Genomic DNA, 16430 nt, shown 5'->3' on the forward strand with positions numbered 1-16430 from the left:
ACTGGTAGTGCCACCACCTTTGTAATCTTTAAGAATATTGGAGATATCAAGTTTATCAACAATTGTACTTACGAGTCTGACGGGATCTGAAGGGGAGATAAAATCACCAATACAAGGAGGAAGTAAGGCTAAATCATCTTGAATATAGGGTTTGAAAAGATCTTCTTTATCCATAACGATATTACCAATAATATAACTCTTTATATTATTAAGTATAGTATATTAACTTTGTATATCAAGGAAATAGATAAAGATTTAATATAAAAATATTATCAATAATGTTAATAAAACCACAAAATTTAGGTAAAAATAGAGGGCGACCTTTTTAGTCACCCTCATTCATTTCAAAACCATCTCCCAACTTTCTGTCGTATCTTTACTCGCTTTCAACAGGAGTCTGAACTATATCCAGAGCTTTTAGAACGGTGTCCGTCCATAATAAAGACTGAGAAATATAGTTATAAATCTTTTCCTTATAAAGCTCCATTCCCTCATCATAAGCAAGAGTCAAGGCATCAGCAATCTTATGTTCAAAAAGCAGAGAAAGAGTTCTTATTATTTTACCAAGCTGCTCACCACCGCTCTCCTTATAGCAGGAAGAAACGGCATCAAGAGGAAACTCTGAGAAAGTTGCCTTTTCTGTATCATGCAGAAAAACGTGGCAGTATCGCATAAATCCGGAGATAAAAGACTGAGGAGCGGAAATATCATCACAAAGTTCCTGCCCCATGAAATCCACGATTTTGCCAAAGACTAAAGCCTGAATAAAAGGCTCATAGTTAATCTGCCTCATATCAAAAGGCTGATGGTTCAAATCACTTATCTTTTTATCAGTCAGAGTAAAAAGATTGAAAGCCACAGAAATAACCAGATAGTTTCTAAGATCATTCTGAGTTAATGCCTGATTATCGGTAAGCATCTGATTTTTAGCCTTTGCACGCAGTGTCAGAGTAGTCAGAGCCTTTGAGCTCATAAGTTTCTTCATGGCAGTTCCCATTAGAGGATACTGGGCAACAATCTCTCCAACCTCTTTGATATCGTAGAATGAGGAATATAGCTGAGCAAAAAGACGAAGCATGTCATGCTGCCATTTTGGACGAACTCCGTCATATTTAATAAGCTCACTCTGAACCATTCCCAAAACATAATCAAATCTTTTGGCTTCCTGTGCTGTAAAGTTGAAGATGGAACAGGAATCCTTGAAACCTATGGTTTTAAGATTTTTATTGCTCTTTTTAAGAGAGGTAACAATATCAACAAATTCCTGAGTTTTGGAAACATCTACAAGTACATAGTCAATACAGCTTAGTATTTCCTTGTCACTAGGAATTTCTCCCATTGCATCCACTCGGACTGCAAACTTCATTCCAAGCTTATATAGACGAAGAATGCTTTCTTTATATTCTTCGGTAAGTTCCAATGAGTTTTCCAGCCACATAATAACCGACTTAGGATCATACTTACGGGCTTGTTTAACCCATAAAGCACAAGGAACAGAAGGGATCATGATACGTTCATAAGCCCCCCTCAGAACCTTCATATTTACTACAGTAAGCACTTCACGTAGCAGACTCTGAACATTCTCCTTTCTGCAGAAACCAAAATCAAAGGTATTACCAGCAGACAGCTCCAGACAGTAAAACTGGGTTTTACCTGAAGAATTCTGTACCGCAAGACGATCAAACACCTTACACTGCAGAGAGGGAGTATCAAAATCCACTTTCTGAGCAAATATATTCCTGTTTTCAGACATACGCGACTATCTATTTGTTTTGTAACTTATACAGTAATTTCTGATGAATGCCATTGAAACCGCCATTACTCATAACAAGGATAGTGCTATCAGAATTACTATGGCCAACAATATCATCCATCATTTTTTCAAAATCAGAATAAACCTGAAGAGGCTTTTCTGACTGTTCTTCTAATTCCTTTACATTCCATTTTACAGAATCATTTGCATAAACGAAAATCTCATCAGCCGCTTCAAATGACTTTGCAAGCAGATCGTGATTTGCACCAAGTTTCATTGAATTTGATCTTGGCTCAAATACAGCAATCAGTTTTCTGGACTCTCCGAGTTTTGCTCTTAAACCTTCTAAAGTAAGACGAATTGCAGTTGGATGATGAGCAAAATCGTCATAAACCTCTACTCCGTTAACCACGCCTTTAAGCTCCATACGTCTTTTTGGAAGCTTAAAGCTCTTAAGAGCGACTGCAGCATCTTCTGTTGAAATTCCTGCATAAGAGGCGGCCTTAATTGCCATTAGAGAATTATTGACGTTATAGATACCAGTACATTCATACTTAACTGTTGAAACCAGTTTGTCTCCATCATAGATTTCAAATTCTGAACCGTCGGCCTTAAGCAGTCTTGCGTGAAGTCCAGATTCCTCACCTACTACATATCTATCAGACCAGCAGCCCATCTGTATGACTTCGTTAAGATTTTCATCATTATTAGGCATAACAATCAGGCCCTGACTTGGGATAGTTCTTATCAGATGATGGAACTGCTTCTGAATATCCTTAACTGAATCAAAAATATCAGCATGATCATATTCAAGGTTATTCATAATCAGACAGGACGGATGATAGTGGACAAATTTTGATCTTTTATCAAAAAAAGCACAGTCATATTCATCGGCTTCAATCACAAAGTAATCTGAATCAGAGTTTCTTGCGGAAATACCAAAATTCTCAGGAATACCTCCAATCAAAAAGCCAGGATTCTTTCCGTTTGCCTCTAAAATCCAGGCAAGCATAGAGGATGTGGTCGTTTTACCGTGTGTACCAGCTACAGCAAGAACTTTTTTATTCAAAAGATAATGTTCTTCAAGCCACTGAGGACCAGAAACAAAAGGAATTCTATCGTTTAAAAGCTTCTCAACAATAGGCATACCACGTCTCATTACATTGCCTACTACCACAAGGTCTGGTTTGGAATCCAGCTGAGAGACATCAAAACCTTCAATTAGTTCTATTCCCGCTGCTTTTAACTCATCTGACATTGGAGGGTATACATTTAAATCTGAACCTGTAACTTTAAATCCAGACTGTTTTGCAATCATCGCGATACCGCCCATAAAGGTACCGCAGATTCCTAAAATATGGATGTGCATAAGAATCCTTATCTTCTTTAATCTCTATATCATATTTAATTGTATCGCATTAGGCCTTAAAAGCAGTAATGTTTCGCCCAAAATTTGACTTTAAGAGGATAATCAGAAGATTGAGGATGGAAGTTAGAGGCTAGCTGTGAATTTTCCAGTAGAACAGTGAAATTAAAGAGCCATCTGTTACATAGACTGACAGAAAGGCTCTTAAGAAGAAGAAAAAACTAAAAACTATTTTTCCTTGTTTTCAGAACCGCACTTGAGGTATGGTTCAAACTGCTTGGTATGACGAAGAACAGGTTTACCGTCCTTGTATTCAATGGTTGCCAGAGGATAGTTGTTTTTCTCGCCCCATTCTAAAGTCTTATCAGCACCAAGCACTAGAAGACCGGTATCTAAGGCATCAGCCTCAAAGGCACTGTCTGAAATGACTGTCACAGATAAGGTCTTATGGGATACAGGGTAACCTGTTTTAGGATCTATAGCATGAGAATAAACAGTTCCGGATTTTTCATCCTTAAAGAAGTTTCTGTAGGAGCCGGCAGTAGTTACTGCCTTGTCTAAGGCACAGATAGGAACAAAAAGCTTAGGAGTTGGAGAAGTAGGATCCTCAATTCCAAGTTTCCATTTACGGCCTTCGGCATTAACACCGTATGATCTTGAGGCTCCGGCAACATTAACCATAAAATCCTTATAGCCCTGTTTAATCAGTTCCTCTGCAACCGCATCTGCGCCAAGACCTTCACCAACAGTTGAAAGATCTAAACGAACATCAGGATCTTTTTTTATAAGATAACTCTTCTCGCCTTCAAAACGAATCTCAAACTTATCAAAACCGACTAACTTCTTGGCCTCAGCAATCTGTTCTTCAGTTGGAGCACTGTCATTACGTTTATTAATGCCAAAGCCCCATAGGTTAACTAGAGGGCCAACAGTTATATCTGTAGCCTCATCAATTCTTCTGCCCTGATATACTGTATCCTGAATAATTTTTGATAAATCTGAAGAAATCTCGTAAGGCTCTGTAGATTTAAAATCGTTAAATTTTGCAAGTTCTGCATTTTTATCAAAGGTTGAAATCTCGTCACAGATCTTCTTAAAGCAGTTTTCCGCAAGCTCTGTAAGAGCACTTTCTCCGCCTTTATAACCCCCAACAACATTTACAGCATAAAAGGTTCCCATGGTCTTGCCCTGAATCTTGGTGGAAACAGCTGTTCTCTGTTCGGAAACATTCGCTTCACTGCGATCATTACAGCCACTCAAAGATGAACATAATAATAAGAAAACAGCAGTAGAAACAATCAGATGATTTCTTTTCATAAAATTCCTTACAACGGTACAGAACGGTGAATTGTAAAAAAGTCTCGCAGGATATAATGTAAAAAGGATAGTTAAACATCCTTGTGAGGAATTTCTACCTCATTGAGATCATTAACATTACATTTAATCTTGTCTTTTACTTTCTTAGAAACCTTTGTTCTTCCAGCCATGGCACACATCTGCTGACAGGTTGAACAGGCAATATCCCCCATGATTGCAGCAGTAGCCTCATCTTCAGAAACCAGAGGCTTTTTTCTGAAGATAAGTCCTAAAGACAATCCTAGGACAAATAAAAGAAAAATAACAAAACTTGCAACAAAAACCATACAGGGAAATCCTTTCTACAAGATTAATAACGACCAGATACAGAGAATTTCTCTTTTTATGATCCGGAATACAGCTACAGGTTAGTTTTATTGAAAAATACTCAAAAAAGAGTCATCAATACGAATCACCACTTAACTCTCATCGAGGTAGATTATAGCATTTATCAAATAAATACCATCTGAGAAAAAATCTTATTGAGAATACCGGATAATACCGGTAAAAAAAGGAAAAAATCCCTCTTTTTCGTAAATGATATCAGCTGCAAAAAATGTTATACTGCTCACCATTAATTTTAATTGGATAAAACGGAGACGAATTTTCCTCTCATTATAATAATTGAGAGCGATTCGCTAATTACATATGAGAACTAGTCAATTTCTAATTTCTACACTAAAAGAAGATCCAAAGGAAGCTGCTGTTGAAAGCCATCGTTTAATGCTTCGCGCTGGAATGATCAGACAGGTTGCCTCAGGAATCTACACCTGGCTGCCAACCGGAATGAAGGTTTTATCAAAGGTTCAGAATATCGTCCGTGAAGAGATGGATAAAACCGGTGCCTTAGAAATTGCAATGCCGATGGTTCAGCCTGCTGATTTATGGAAGGAATCAGGCAGATACACCAAGTACGGTCCTGAACTATGCCGTTTTACTGACAGAAAAGAGAATGAATTTGCATTAGGCCCAACCCACGAAGAAGTTGTGACCGACATCGCCAGACGTGAAATTAAATCTGCAAGACAGCTCCCTATCTGTCTGTATCAGATGCAGAACAAATTCAGAGATGAAATCAGACCACGTTTCGGTGTAATGAGAGGAAGAGAGTTCCTGATGAAGGATGCATACTCTTTCCACATGGATAAGGAATCTCTGAACAAAACCTATCAGGATATGTATGACGCCTACTCACGAGTTTTCACCAGAATGGGGCTAGAATTCAGACCTGTAGAGGCTGATACCGGTTCTATTGGAGGAAACCACTCTCATGAATTCCAGGCACTAGCAGAGGCCGGCGAAGATACTATCGCATGGTCAGACGGCTCCTCATATGCAGCCAATATCGAGATGGCAGAAGCGCTTGCTCCATCTTATGACAGGGCAGCACCAGGAGCAGACTACTCAGAAGTTGCAACTCCTGGCTGTCATACCGTAGATGAAGCAGCTAAAGCTTTAGGAATTGAATCAAATCAGGTATTAAAGAGTCTGATTGTACACGGTGAAAAGAAGGAAGACGGAACCAATGAACTAGTTATGATCTGTCTTCGCGGGAATCAGGAATTAAATGAAGTTAAGGCAATCAAGATCCCTGGTATTGCAGATCCTCTTGAGATGGCAACAGAAGAAGAGATCAACAACTTCACCAATGCTCACACCGGATCTTTAGGTCCTGTAGGCTTTAAGGGCAGAATTCTTGTGGACAGAACCGCAGATAAGATGGCAAACTTCGCCTGTGGTGCTAATAAGACAGGATTCCACCTAATCAATGTAAACTGGGACAGAGATGTTCAGAATTACGAGGTATTTGATCTGCGCAATGTTGAAGACGGTGATCCAAGTCCTGACGGCAAGGGAACACTTCACCTGCGTAAGGGTATTGAGGTTGGTCAGGTCTTTATGCTTGGTACCAAGTACTCAGAGGCAATGAAGGCAACCGTTAAGGATGAAAACGGCAAAGATGTTCCTATGATCATGGGATGCTACGGTATCGGTGTTACCCGTGCCATCGCTGCTGTTATTGAACAGCACCATGATGAAAGAGGTATCATCTGGCCTGAATCAATTGCTCCATTCAAGGTAGCAATCATTGCAATCAAACCATCAAAATCTCAGGAAGTTAAGGATGTCGCAGAGAATCTATATGCAGATCTTCAGAAAGCCGGTGTAGAGGTTCTTTACGACGACAGAGACGAGCGTCCTGGTGTTATGTTTGCAGATATTGAGCTGATGGGTATTCCTCACATTATCACCATCGGTGAAAAGAGTCTTAAGGACGGTATGATTGAGTATAAGCTGAGAAAGACTGGCGATAAGGAAACTATTCCAGTTAATGATGCTCTAAAGACAATCATGTCAAAGTTTGAAAACTAGATTAACATCGAAAAAAAAACTGAGCAAAGTGCTCAGTTTTTTTTTTCTAAATAACTTCAAGTTTTCCGTCTATAGCCCCTGCTTTATCCAAAGCCTCCAGAACAGACATCAGATCACCCGGAGCCAATCCAACCTGATTTACAGCACGAACAAGATCATCCAAGGTAGCTCCTGTATCAAACTTAAACATTTTTCCCTTCTTCTCTTCAACTGTAATCTGAGAATCAGGAACTACAGTAGTCTGCCCCTGAGAGAAACTGTTTGGCTGAGAGACTCTTGGGTCTTCAGATACAGTAACGGTCAGTCCGCCATGAGTAACAGCAACCGGCTTTAATCTTACATTGCTGCCGATAACGATGGTGCCTGTTCTAGAGTTAACCACAATACGTGCAGAATCGTCTCCCTGCTGAATATCCAGATTCTCAAGACTTGCAAGATAAGCGACTCGCTGAGCAGGATTTCTTGGAGCGCTAACACGTATAGAGGTTGAATCCTCAGCTACTGCACTACCATCACCGTACATATCGTTAATAGCATCTACGACATTCTTTGCAGTAGTAAAGTCAGAGCGATTGAGATTGAACACAAAGGAATCAGTATTTGAGAAATTATCTGGTACCTCGCGCTCAATAATTGCGCCATTGGAAATTCTTCCGACAGTAGGTGTATTTACAGTTACCTTTGAACCATCAGCACCTTCCACACCTAAACCTCCGACAACCAGAGAGCCCTGAGCAATGGCATAGACATTTCCATCTACACCTCTGAGCATTGACTGAAGAAGAGTACCTCCTCTTAAGGACGACGCCTCACCAATTGCAGAAACGGTGACATCAATGGTCTGACCAACTTTTGCGAAAGGAGGCATGGTAGCATGAATTGCGACAGGAGCAACGTCCTTGATTTTAAGACTGGTGCCTTCGCTGATCTTAATACCAAAAGTATTCAGCATTGAACGGAAGCTCTGCTCTGTAAACTTTGAGTTTTTCTCACCTGTTCCAGACAGACCAACTACCAGACCATAACCTAAAAGCTGGTTGTCTCGAATTCCCTGTATCGAGGCAATATCCTTTAAACGGGTTGCCTGAGCAGGTAGAGACGCTGCTGTCATAAAAATGACAGCCCCCGTCACAATGAATTTAAGAAATCCTTTTAAAAGTCTCATAGCCTTTCTCCTGCAAACTAGAAGAATATATTAAAGGCACTGTTAAACAGCTTTGAGAAGAAACCTCTTTCCTGAGTATCGGCAAAATCTCCGGTTCCGCCATACTGTATTCTAGCATTTGCAATTCGCTGTGATGATACAGTGTTATCAGAACTGATATCTGATGGGCGAATCAGACCAGTAACACGAACATATTCATTGCCGTTATTAAGCATCAGCCACTTTTCACCCTGTACCTGCAGATTACCATTTGCATAAACCTTGACCACACTTACAGATATCTGACCTTTTAGGCTGTTGGACTGACTGCCCTTGCCTGTACCGCTGAAGGTATTTGAATTGTTTGAGGTTAAGGTTGGGTTATATCTGTTTATATATTTATTTGTATATTTATTCAGAGTATTATTATCGGTACCAAAAGCCAGACTCATGCCACTGTAGTTATTCTTGTTACTCTTGGATAGAGAAGTATTTGCATTCTTACTTGCAGAGGTCGCCTCTTCAAGATTTACCGAGATAATGTCACCAACTTTATGAGCAGAGGTATCTGAATACATTCCATTATTCAGTGTATATGGATTATATATACCACCGGTAGGAACAACATTTGCGTAATCCTCTTCAGGTAATGCTGGAGCATACTTAGGATCATCTGGTTTTGGCGAGAATGTATCCAAGGCGCAGCCCTGAAGAATAAGTGCATTTACAACAGCACCAATCAGTACAAGCTTATTCATTTTCCCTCTCCTCCTCTAATTAAATGCTATACAGACTGAATCAGTGATCCCATCATTGAATCTACAGTTGTCAGCACCTTTGAATTCATTTCATATACTCGTTGAGCCTGAATCAGATTTACAAGTTCCTCAGTAACCTTAACATTGGAGGTTTCGAGCATACTCTGACGAATAATTCCCATACCATCCTCACCGCCAATTCCCTGCTGAGGAGCTCCCGATGCGGTGGTTTCAAGGAACAGATTGTCACCAATAGACTCAAGACCAGTTGGGTTAATAAAATCAGTTACAGTAATCTGTCCCAGATCCTGACTGGTATTTTCATTGGCAACCACAACAGACACCTGTCCGTCACGACCAACAGTAATTGATACCGCATTCTCTGGGACCTGAATCTGGGGCAGCAAAGGATAGCCTTCACCGGAGGTCACAATAGTACCTTCCTCGTTTTTGGTAAACTGACCGTTTCTGGTATAAGCAGTTGTACCGTCTGGAAGCTCGATCTCAAAGAAGCCTCTACCCTGAATCATAAGATCAAAGGAATTATCAGTGGTTTCCACATCACCCTGACCAAACTGTCTCTGAGTTGCAACTACCTTGGCACCCGCACCAATCATTAGACCTTCAGGCAGATAACCGTTGGCAGTTGATCTGCCTCCAGGCTGGTTAATCTTCTGATACAGCAGGTCCTCAAAAATGGCTCTGCCACGTTTGAAACCAACGGTTGAAGCATTGGCAAGGTTGTTAGAGGTTACAGAGATATTTGTCTGCTGTGCATCCAAACCTGTTTTACTAATCCATAATGCCGGAATCATAATCTTCTCCTTGCTATTCGTATGCTAAAATTTGATTTTGACGTTCATCCATCTGATTAGCGGTTTCCATCAGCTTAACTGTTGCATCGTACTGTCGCTGGATTCTAATCAGGTTTGTCAGTTCTTCAACTGGGTTAACATTAGACTGTTCTAACATACCGTTTCTCACTCTTACTGTATTTTCCTGTGCAAGAGTTGTGCCATCAATCATTCTGAACAGTCCGTCATAGCCCTTCTCAATATCCTTGTAATTCTCAGGACGAACCAGTTTAATACGGGCGTATTCTTCAATTACATTTGAATCTCCGCCCTGAGGTCTTCCTGAAATCACACCATCCTTACTGATGTTTATATCAGCAAGCATAGTAGGAAGAACTATAGGTTCACCATCTTCACTTAAAACATTAAGTCCGTTTGATGTACGGAGATTACCTTCAACATCAATTTCCAGACTTCCGTATCTGGTGTAGGCCTCGCTTCCAGCCTTATCGTTTACAGCAATAAAACCGTCACCATCAATAGCGATATCCAGTTCGCGATCTGTGGTCTCTATTGCTCCGCCATCCATGTTGTAGCCAGGACGTTCAGTCATGGCAAATGCACGAGTAGGATAAGCATCTGCAAATACAGACATTGCTCGGCTGTTTTCAAAATCAGCTTTGAAACCAGTAGTTGCTGAATTCGCTAAATTATTGCTTCGAACTGCCAGACTATGGAAATTTTCCTTAGCACCTGACATTGCAACCCACAATAACTTATCCATCTGTACCTCCGGATAAAATTCTTTATTACGAAGGTATTAGCAAATTACATGCCATTTAGTTTTTTGTTTTATAATCAGTATGTTAATTAAAGATTAGAAATATATCTGACAGGAAATTGACAAGAGTTCTCAGAACGAGAACTCTTGATAGATAAACAAATCGAAATTTAAAGAGAAATTGAACCGACGTCTTCAAGTGAAACTTCACCGTAGCCAAGAATATTCAGTTTAGTATCACTTATATTGTTACCTAAAACTACAGAACCAACTGTTCCATATGTCTTAACCGGCAAATTGACTTCCTTGCCCCCCTGCATACCGGATACCATCACAGTATATTTGCCGGAAGGATACATTTCGCCGCTTTCGGCATCCATAACACCATCCCATGAGAAGTCTGTTACACCATCAACTGATGCGGCGGAGAAACTGGATACAATAGAACCAGCTGAATCCAGAATTGAAACCTTAACATCTGATGCGCCTGAGCCAGCATCAATCTGAGCCACAAGTGGAGAATTGCCATCAAAGAATGCAGTACTAGAATCAACCAGCACACTTCTTCCAACCAGACTTGAGGCAGACAGAGCTGAACTTGAGGAGATGGAATTTACAATATTGTCCATACCATTGGTGATAGTGGTTAGATTATCAACAATGGAAAGCTGAGACATAGTGCTTACCATCTGATTGTTGTCCACTGGAGATGAAGGATCCTGATTGGTTAACTGGGTAGTTAACAGCTTCAGGAAGTCAGCCTGATCAAGGGCATTATTATCCTTCTTAGCACTTGCTGCGGCTTCTTGCTGTTTAATATAACCGGATGTTTTACCGATCGAACTGTAATCGAAATCCACTGACATAAAACTATCCCCCAAACCTTTTTACCATACCGGCAAACTTTGCCGGTTAACTCAATGTTACCATATACGATTCAATTAACATGCCAATTTTTCATTCTTTAAGATCTTTCATCTTTTTTTTCTGAATAATAATTCAGAGAAAATTTATTCAGAGAAAAATAATTATGGTAAGAACGAATATCTTCTACGCTACTTTATCAATAAAAAAAATCTGACAAAATTCCTTGTTAAAAGAGAATCTATTGTCAGATCGTTACAGAAAAAAAATATAGAACTGATTTTTAAATTTTACAGGTTAGGATTTGTACCAATCTGCAAAGTAGCCTGCATCATCTTCTTTGCACTGGTTGCCATCTGCACTGCTGTCTGATATGAACGATTGGCACTGATCATATCGGCCATTTCCTCAACGGTATTTACATTAGGTCTGTAAATATAGCCATTCTCATCAGCCAGAGGATGATTTGGGTTATATTCCTGAATAGTTGGGGCATCTGATTCAACAACACCTTTTAAAGCAACACCAACACCGTAAGGTTCTCCGGTTACAGGATCGGTAACGCCACCTTCTGAAACTTCAAACTGCATTGCTTCATCAAAAGCGGCCGAGAAAAGAGGACGTCTAGCCCTATAGGTAGTTTCTACAGATGAACTTACTGATTCAGCATTAGCAAGATTGGAGGCAGTTGCATTCAGACGAACAGACTGGGCATTCATTGCTGTACCGGCAATATCAAGTATTCTGAAAATTCCCATTTTACACCTCTACTACATTGCGGCTCTTAATGCACTTTTAAGCTTGGCTATTCTACCGTTTAAAAACTGCAGAGTTGCCTGATACTCAAGATTGTTGTTCAAGTACTTCATTCTCTCAGTTGACACTTCAACGGTATTACCGTTACCAGTATCAGCCTGATAAGGCATTCTGTACTTCATGGTCAGTTCAGGATCTTCTTCAATGGCACTGTGCTTCATATGTTTTTCATTTGTTACCACCATGTCAGAAGGTTCCTCCATCTGCACATGAGCAGCATTCTTGAAAGCAATATCAAAATCCAGATCACGGGCTTTAAAGCCTGGAGTATCTGCATTTGCAAGGTTTCCTGCAAGCACTTCTGCTCTCTGGTTTCTTATTCCCATTGTGTACTGGAATACACCAAATGCTTTGTCGAAACTGATCCCCATACCATTCACCATATCGTCAAAAAAATATTATTATTTCTGGTAAATACATGTGAGCAAGTTTTATGCCATAAAAAAAGCGTTATCAAACAAGATGATAGCGCTTTTATCATGTTTACTGAGAAAGGATTTGTCTTAGAAAGCGTATTTCTGAGGTTTTAGTCTATAAAGAATTCCTGGGCTGTGTCTTACCATTTCATATTTATCGGCAACACCAACTAGAGTTTCGGTTGAACCTAAAATCAGATATCCTTCTGGGTTTAAGCACATAGTAAGCTTACGCAGAATTTCAGCCTTAACATCATTTGAGAAATAAATCAGAACATTTCTACAGAAAATAACATCAAACTTACCCATTAGTGCATATGATCCTAGAAGATTCATTGGTCTGAATTCAACCATAGATTTCACTCTAGGATCAATCTGCATTATGTTTGGATTTCTGGTAGGTTTAAAGAACTTGGACTTGCGTTCAGCAGACAAACCTCTTGATAAGGCATGAACATCATATTGTCCAAGCTTACAGGTTGCAAGCATCTCAGGAGACAGATCGGTACCAATAATCTGGGTCTGTTTAGGATCAATATGAATCATCTTTGCCATCTGTTCCTGAACAATAATGCCGATTGAATAAGGTTCCTGTCCGGATGAACATGCTGCAGACCAGATTCTGACAGGGTACTTTGCCTTCTTTGCAAGTTCTGGAAGAATAAATTGTTCAAGAGCTGTATAAGGATAGGTATCGCGGAACCACAAGGTTTCGTTAGTTGTCATCGCATCAATAACAGCATCCTGAATCTTATTGTTAGGAGTGTTCTCCATTGCTTTATTGATCAGTTCATCAACATTTGAGATACCAAATTTTGAAAGCAGAGTAGATAGACGACTGTTAACCAGGTATTGTTTGCCTACACCTAATACGATTCCACATTTTTCCTCAATAAAAGCAGCAAAACGTCTGTACTGAACATCAGTAACTTCTTGACCTGGACCTACTACTGCCGGTGCGTTACCTCCATCAGAAGAACCTGAAGGTAAAGGAGCCTTCTTAACGGTAGAGAGGGCAGCCTTAGTTTCAGCAAACTTTTTAGCAAATTCATCGCTGCTGACCGGAGTAGCTGTTCTTGCCCCTAATGAACTAGATGCAGCTGAAGTGGTGGTTGCTGAAAACGCTGATGGCCTTGCTGCAGTTGAAGCTGAAGTTGTAGTTGATGAAAAAGCAGATGGCCTTGGAGCTGTAGCAGCTATCGATGAAGACGGAGTCGTCGTGCCAAATGTAGAAGGACGAGCAGTGGTAGTTGCGGAAGATGTTTGTGCTGTACCAAATGAAGAGGGTCTTGGTGTTGAAGTAGCAGTTGCAACTGAAGCTGAAGAGTTTGCAGAAGCTGGAGTTGCGACTGTTGATGTAAAAGTTGAAGGCCTTAACGTTGAAGCAGTAGATGTTGCTGCAGACACTGCAGGTGCAGCTGTTGTTGCAGTTGATGTAAAGGCAGAAGGTCTTGCAGCTGTAGCCGTTGATGTAGCTGTAGTTGTTGTAGTTGCAACTGATGCAGGAGATGTTGTGCCAAAAGTTGAAGATCTGCTCATAGTCGTTCCTGAAGCTGTAGAAGCGGCTGCAGGTGTAGGAGGAACAGGGCTAGGAGACAGAGATGCAGGTCTTGCTGCAGTTGCACTGCTTACAGAAGTTAAAGGCACAGTCTTGGACTGAGCTGCTGACGAAAATGTAGGAGTAGCTCCCGGAGTTGCAGGCTTATTTGCTGCAAACTGAGATGAGGTTGATGTAGTACCTGCACCGATTCCAGCAGGTCTTGGCGTTGCTGAGGATAAAGAGCCCCCCGCTCCAGCAGTAAAGGTTGCAGGCTTTGCAGGAGCCCCCGTACTGGATCCCAGCGTACTGCCACTAGTTGAAGGAGTTGAGGCTGATGAACCTAATGATGAAGAAAATGTCTTAGTAAACTTACCATCACTATTGTTATTATTTGAATTTGTAAATGTCATCTCATCCATGCCTTTACATACAATTTTGAAACAAAAAACATTTTAAAATCAAAATGTTCAATGAGCTTTATTATAATCACAAACAAACGGCTTTCTAGAAAACAGATATCTGTGAGAAAAATTAGGGTAACAATCCAAGTTATAAAAAATATACAAATATCTATTTGAAATTTAAGCACAAAGTATACTTATCCGTTTCTTTAATTTCAACAAATCAGCAAAACGAATTACTCTATATCATCTAGAAAATGGCAATTACATCAGTGGCAATTTCCCTACCGTATACCATAAAGAATAATTTGCAAATCAAAGTAAACAAAGGAAATCTAAAAATTTTGCGGCTTAAATCACACCGGCAGAAGGAATATTTCCAAATAAGTGCGACAACTCCAACTTTACTGTAATTATCACAAATAAATCACGTTTTAACCTTATTTCTCTATGTAAAAACTGTGTCTTCAAATACGGTCTGTAAAGAGAGAATATGTTATTATTCAGTAGAGAACAATCATTATCAGAATAAGGAAAATCCTGTGCTGCAGATAATAAAGAAACTATCAGGTTATTTAGGAGGATTGCTTTTAGTTATTCCCCTAACAGTCAATGCCTCACAGGCAGAGGCGGATTTTCTTTCAAATGTGGCAAAACAGTACATGCTGGCTCAGTTTTCGGATCATAGTCCAGATAAGAAATATGTTGTTAAGGTTTCCAAAATAGATCCAAACCGCAACTTCGGAGGTAAATGCACTGGATATCTGACAGCAGAGCTTCAGAATGCTGAAATAAAGAAAAACAATGTCGTAAAAATTACCTGTTCAAGAAAAGAAAAACCTTACGTTATTACTGTTCCTGTAACTGTATCCGTGTTACGAGCATCAATAGTCGCAGCATCCAATATCCAGAGAGGAAATGTAATTACATCCAGCATGGTTGAAGATACATACGTAAATGAGAATACAACCACTGCTTCTGTTATAAATGACAAAAATCAACTTATCGGCAGTAAAGCCAAGAAGGATATCAGAGCAGGAGAACAGTTCAAGATAAGTGATATCACTCTGATTGCAAAAGGAGACATCGTAACCATTGAGGCCAGTTCAAAGAATCTTTACATCAAAACTCAGGGAATAGCTCTTGAAGAAGGAAAATTAAACGACACCATTCAGGTCAGAAACAGTAAAACAGGAAAAATCGTTACCGGAATAGTAGAAGGACCTGGAATTGTGCGAGTTATTTTCTAGATAAATCAAATAGAAAAAAATTTTTTCAAAAATATTTAATTTTTTTTAATTTTTTGTTTAAGTTTTTTTTGTTTATTCCGTTAACAAATTAACAGTGATAAATAAGTAATTCACTGATAATATATCTTAGAGAGAGAAAGAATTGAGGGTAGTATCATGGCAATAGATGCATTAAATAGCCGCATATATAAAAGCGGCGTAAAAGAGTCCGTTGCTACTGCCAAAAACGTAGCACAGAATCCAGCAGGAAATGCTGCAAAAGAGGCCTTATCAAAAGCAGGAGCAGATTCTGTTGTGCTGACAAGTAATGCACAGATTCTGACAAAAGGTACTCAAAAAGCAAAAGAAGCCTCTGGTGTTGATTCTGCTAAAGTAGAGAAATTAAAAAATGCAATAAAAGATGGCTCATATAAGATTGATTATGAATCTGTAGCTAACAAGCTAATCGATTCAGAAGACGAGTTATCTTCCATCTTCGGATAAAACTCTGTTTTGCAGGAGAACAGAGTATCCAGATTAAACCTCATTTTGCAGGAGGATGAGGTTATACCCAGCACCTGGTTGCTGGGTTTGTTTTTTTAGAAATTAGGATTTACTATCCTTATAGAGAAAGAATTGACCACCTCCTCTTGCTAAAGCAAGGGGATTCCTACTGCTGACATTACTGTTCAGCTTCAGAGGGTTCACAGTGCTGACTCCTTTTGGAGTTCACTTCCTGTGCTAGCCGGGCGAGCCCTGCCCTTAGGATATTTCCCGCTGCATTTTCATCTGCATTAGCTGTATATCCACAGTTCGTACAGCAGAAATGAGCCTGAGTT

At 39.8% G+C, this 16430-nt stretch carries 15 protein-coding genes; 3 read left to right on the forward strand and 12 right to left on the reverse strand.

The features are described 5' to 3' along the window. Window positions 1-376 precede the first annotated feature (376 nt). The 4 genes from BM308_RS11570 to BM308_RS11585 form a co-directional block, all read right to left on the reverse strand. Window positions 377-1753, reverse strand: coding sequence for a hypothetical protein (locus BM308_RS11570; RefSeq protein WP_074945385.1), 1377 nt, complete (start codon window positions 1751-1753; stop codon window positions 377-379). A 10-nt stretch (window positions 1754-1763) separates the two neighbouring features. After that, window positions 1764-3122 (reverse strand): UDP-N-acetylmuramate:L-alanyl-gamma-D-glutamyl-meso-diaminopimelate ligase, encoded by a 1359-nt coding sequence (mpl, locus tag BM308_RS11575; protein ID WP_074945387.1) that lies wholly within the window; start codon window positions 3120-3122, stop codon window positions 1764-1766. Window positions 3123-3347: 225 nt separating this feature from the next. Next, a complete protein-coding gene (locus BM308_RS11580; RefSeq protein ID WP_074945388.1) occupies window positions 3348-4436 on the reverse strand; it encodes an FAD:protein FMN transferase in 1089 nt (362 codons plus the stop codon). Between the two features lie 71 nt (window positions 4437-4507). Next, window positions 4508-4762, reverse strand: a complete 255-nt coding sequence (locus BM308_RS11585; protein ID WP_074945390.1) for a hypothetical protein — start codon at window positions 4760-4762, stop codon at window positions 4508-4510. Window positions 4763-5123: 361 nt separating this feature from the next. Between BM308_RS11585 and BM308_RS11590 the strand changes: the two genes are divergently transcribed. Then, window positions 5124-6848: a proline--tRNA ligase gene (locus BM308_RS11590; RefSeq protein ID WP_074945391.1), complete on the forward strand. Its 1725-nt coding sequence runs from the start codon at window positions 5124-5126 to the stop codon at window positions 6846-6848. 46 nt (window positions 6849-6894) lie between these two features. On the opposite strand, the gene BM308_RS11595 is transcribed toward BM308_RS11590, so the two are convergent. The 8 genes from BM308_RS11595 to BM308_RS13205 all read right to left on the reverse strand — a co-directional run bounded on the left by BM308_RS11595 (window position 6895) and on the right by BM308_RS13205 (window position 14371). Further along, complete coding sequence (locus tag BM308_RS11595; RefSeq protein ID WP_306706384.1) at window positions 6895-7959, reverse strand: flagellar basal body P-ring protein FlgI; 1065 nt, start codon at window positions 7957-7959, stop codon at window positions 6895-6897. A gap of 71 nt (window positions 7960-8030) precedes the next feature. After that, window positions 8031-8750 (reverse strand): flagellar basal body L-ring protein FlgH, encoded by a 720-nt coding sequence (locus BM308_RS11600; protein WP_074945395.1) that lies wholly within the window; start codon window positions 8748-8750, stop codon window positions 8031-8033. Between the two features lie 26 nt (window positions 8751-8776). Beyond that, window positions 8777-9565, reverse strand: coding sequence for a flagellar basal-body rod protein FlgG (gene flgG / locus BM308_RS11605; protein WP_074945396.1), 789 nt, complete (start codon window positions 9563-9565; stop codon window positions 8777-8779). A 13-nt stretch (window positions 9566-9578) separates the two neighbouring features. Next, window positions 9579-10328, reverse strand: a complete 750-nt coding sequence (gene flgF / locus BM308_RS11610; protein ID WP_074945398.1) for a flagellar basal-body rod protein FlgF — start codon at window positions 10326-10328, stop codon at window positions 9579-9581. 167 nt (window positions 10329-10495) lie between these two features. After that, window positions 10496-11191: a flagellar hook assembly protein FlgD gene (locus tag BM308_RS11615; protein ID WP_074945400.1), complete on the reverse strand. Its 696-nt coding sequence runs from the start codon at window positions 11189-11191 to the stop codon at window positions 10496-10498. Between the two features lie 288 nt (window positions 11192-11479). Beyond that, on the reverse strand, window positions 11480-11947 hold the full coding sequence (gene flgC / locus BM308_RS11620; protein WP_074945401.1) for a flagellar basal body rod protein FlgC: 468 nt from the start codon (window positions 11945-11947) through the stop codon (window positions 11480-11482). 12 nt (window positions 11948-11959) lie between these two features. Next, window positions 11960-12376 carry a flagellar basal body rod protein FlgB gene (gene flgB / locus BM308_RS11625; RefSeq protein ID WP_074840076.1) on the reverse strand — a complete coding sequence of 139 codons (417 nt, stop codon included), beginning with the start codon at window positions 12374-12376 and terminating at the stop codon, window positions 11960-11962. 132 nt (window positions 12377-12508) lie between these two features. Beyond that, window positions 12509-14371, reverse strand: a complete 1863-nt coding sequence (locus BM308_RS13205; RefSeq protein WP_306706380.1) for a CheR family methyltransferase — start codon at window positions 14369-14371, stop codon at window positions 12509-12511. A 533-nt stretch (window positions 14372-14904) separates the two neighbouring features. Here BM308_RS13205 and flgA point away from each other — a divergent pair. Both flgA and flgM read left to right on the forward strand, forming a co-directional pair. Continuing rightward, window positions 14905-15612: a flagellar basal body P-ring formation chaperone FlgA gene (gene flgA, locus BM308_RS11640; RefSeq protein ID WP_074945404.1), complete on the forward strand. Its 708-nt coding sequence runs from the start codon at window positions 14905-14907 to the stop codon at window positions 15610-15612. 156 nt (window positions 15613-15768) lie between these two features. Then, window positions 15769-16095: a flagellar biosynthesis anti-sigma factor FlgM gene (flgM, locus tag BM308_RS11645; protein ID WP_074945406.1), complete on the forward strand. Its 327-nt coding sequence runs from the start codon at window positions 15769-15771 to the stop codon at window positions 16093-16095. The last annotated feature ends 335 nt before the right edge of the window (window positions 16096-16430 follow it).

This window comes from Succinivibrio dextrinosolvens, from assembly GCF_900116345.1.
Classification (GTDB): domain Bacteria; phylum Pseudomonadota; class Gammaproteobacteria; order Enterobacterales; family Succinivibrionaceae; genus Succinivibrio; species Succinivibrio dextrinosolvens_B.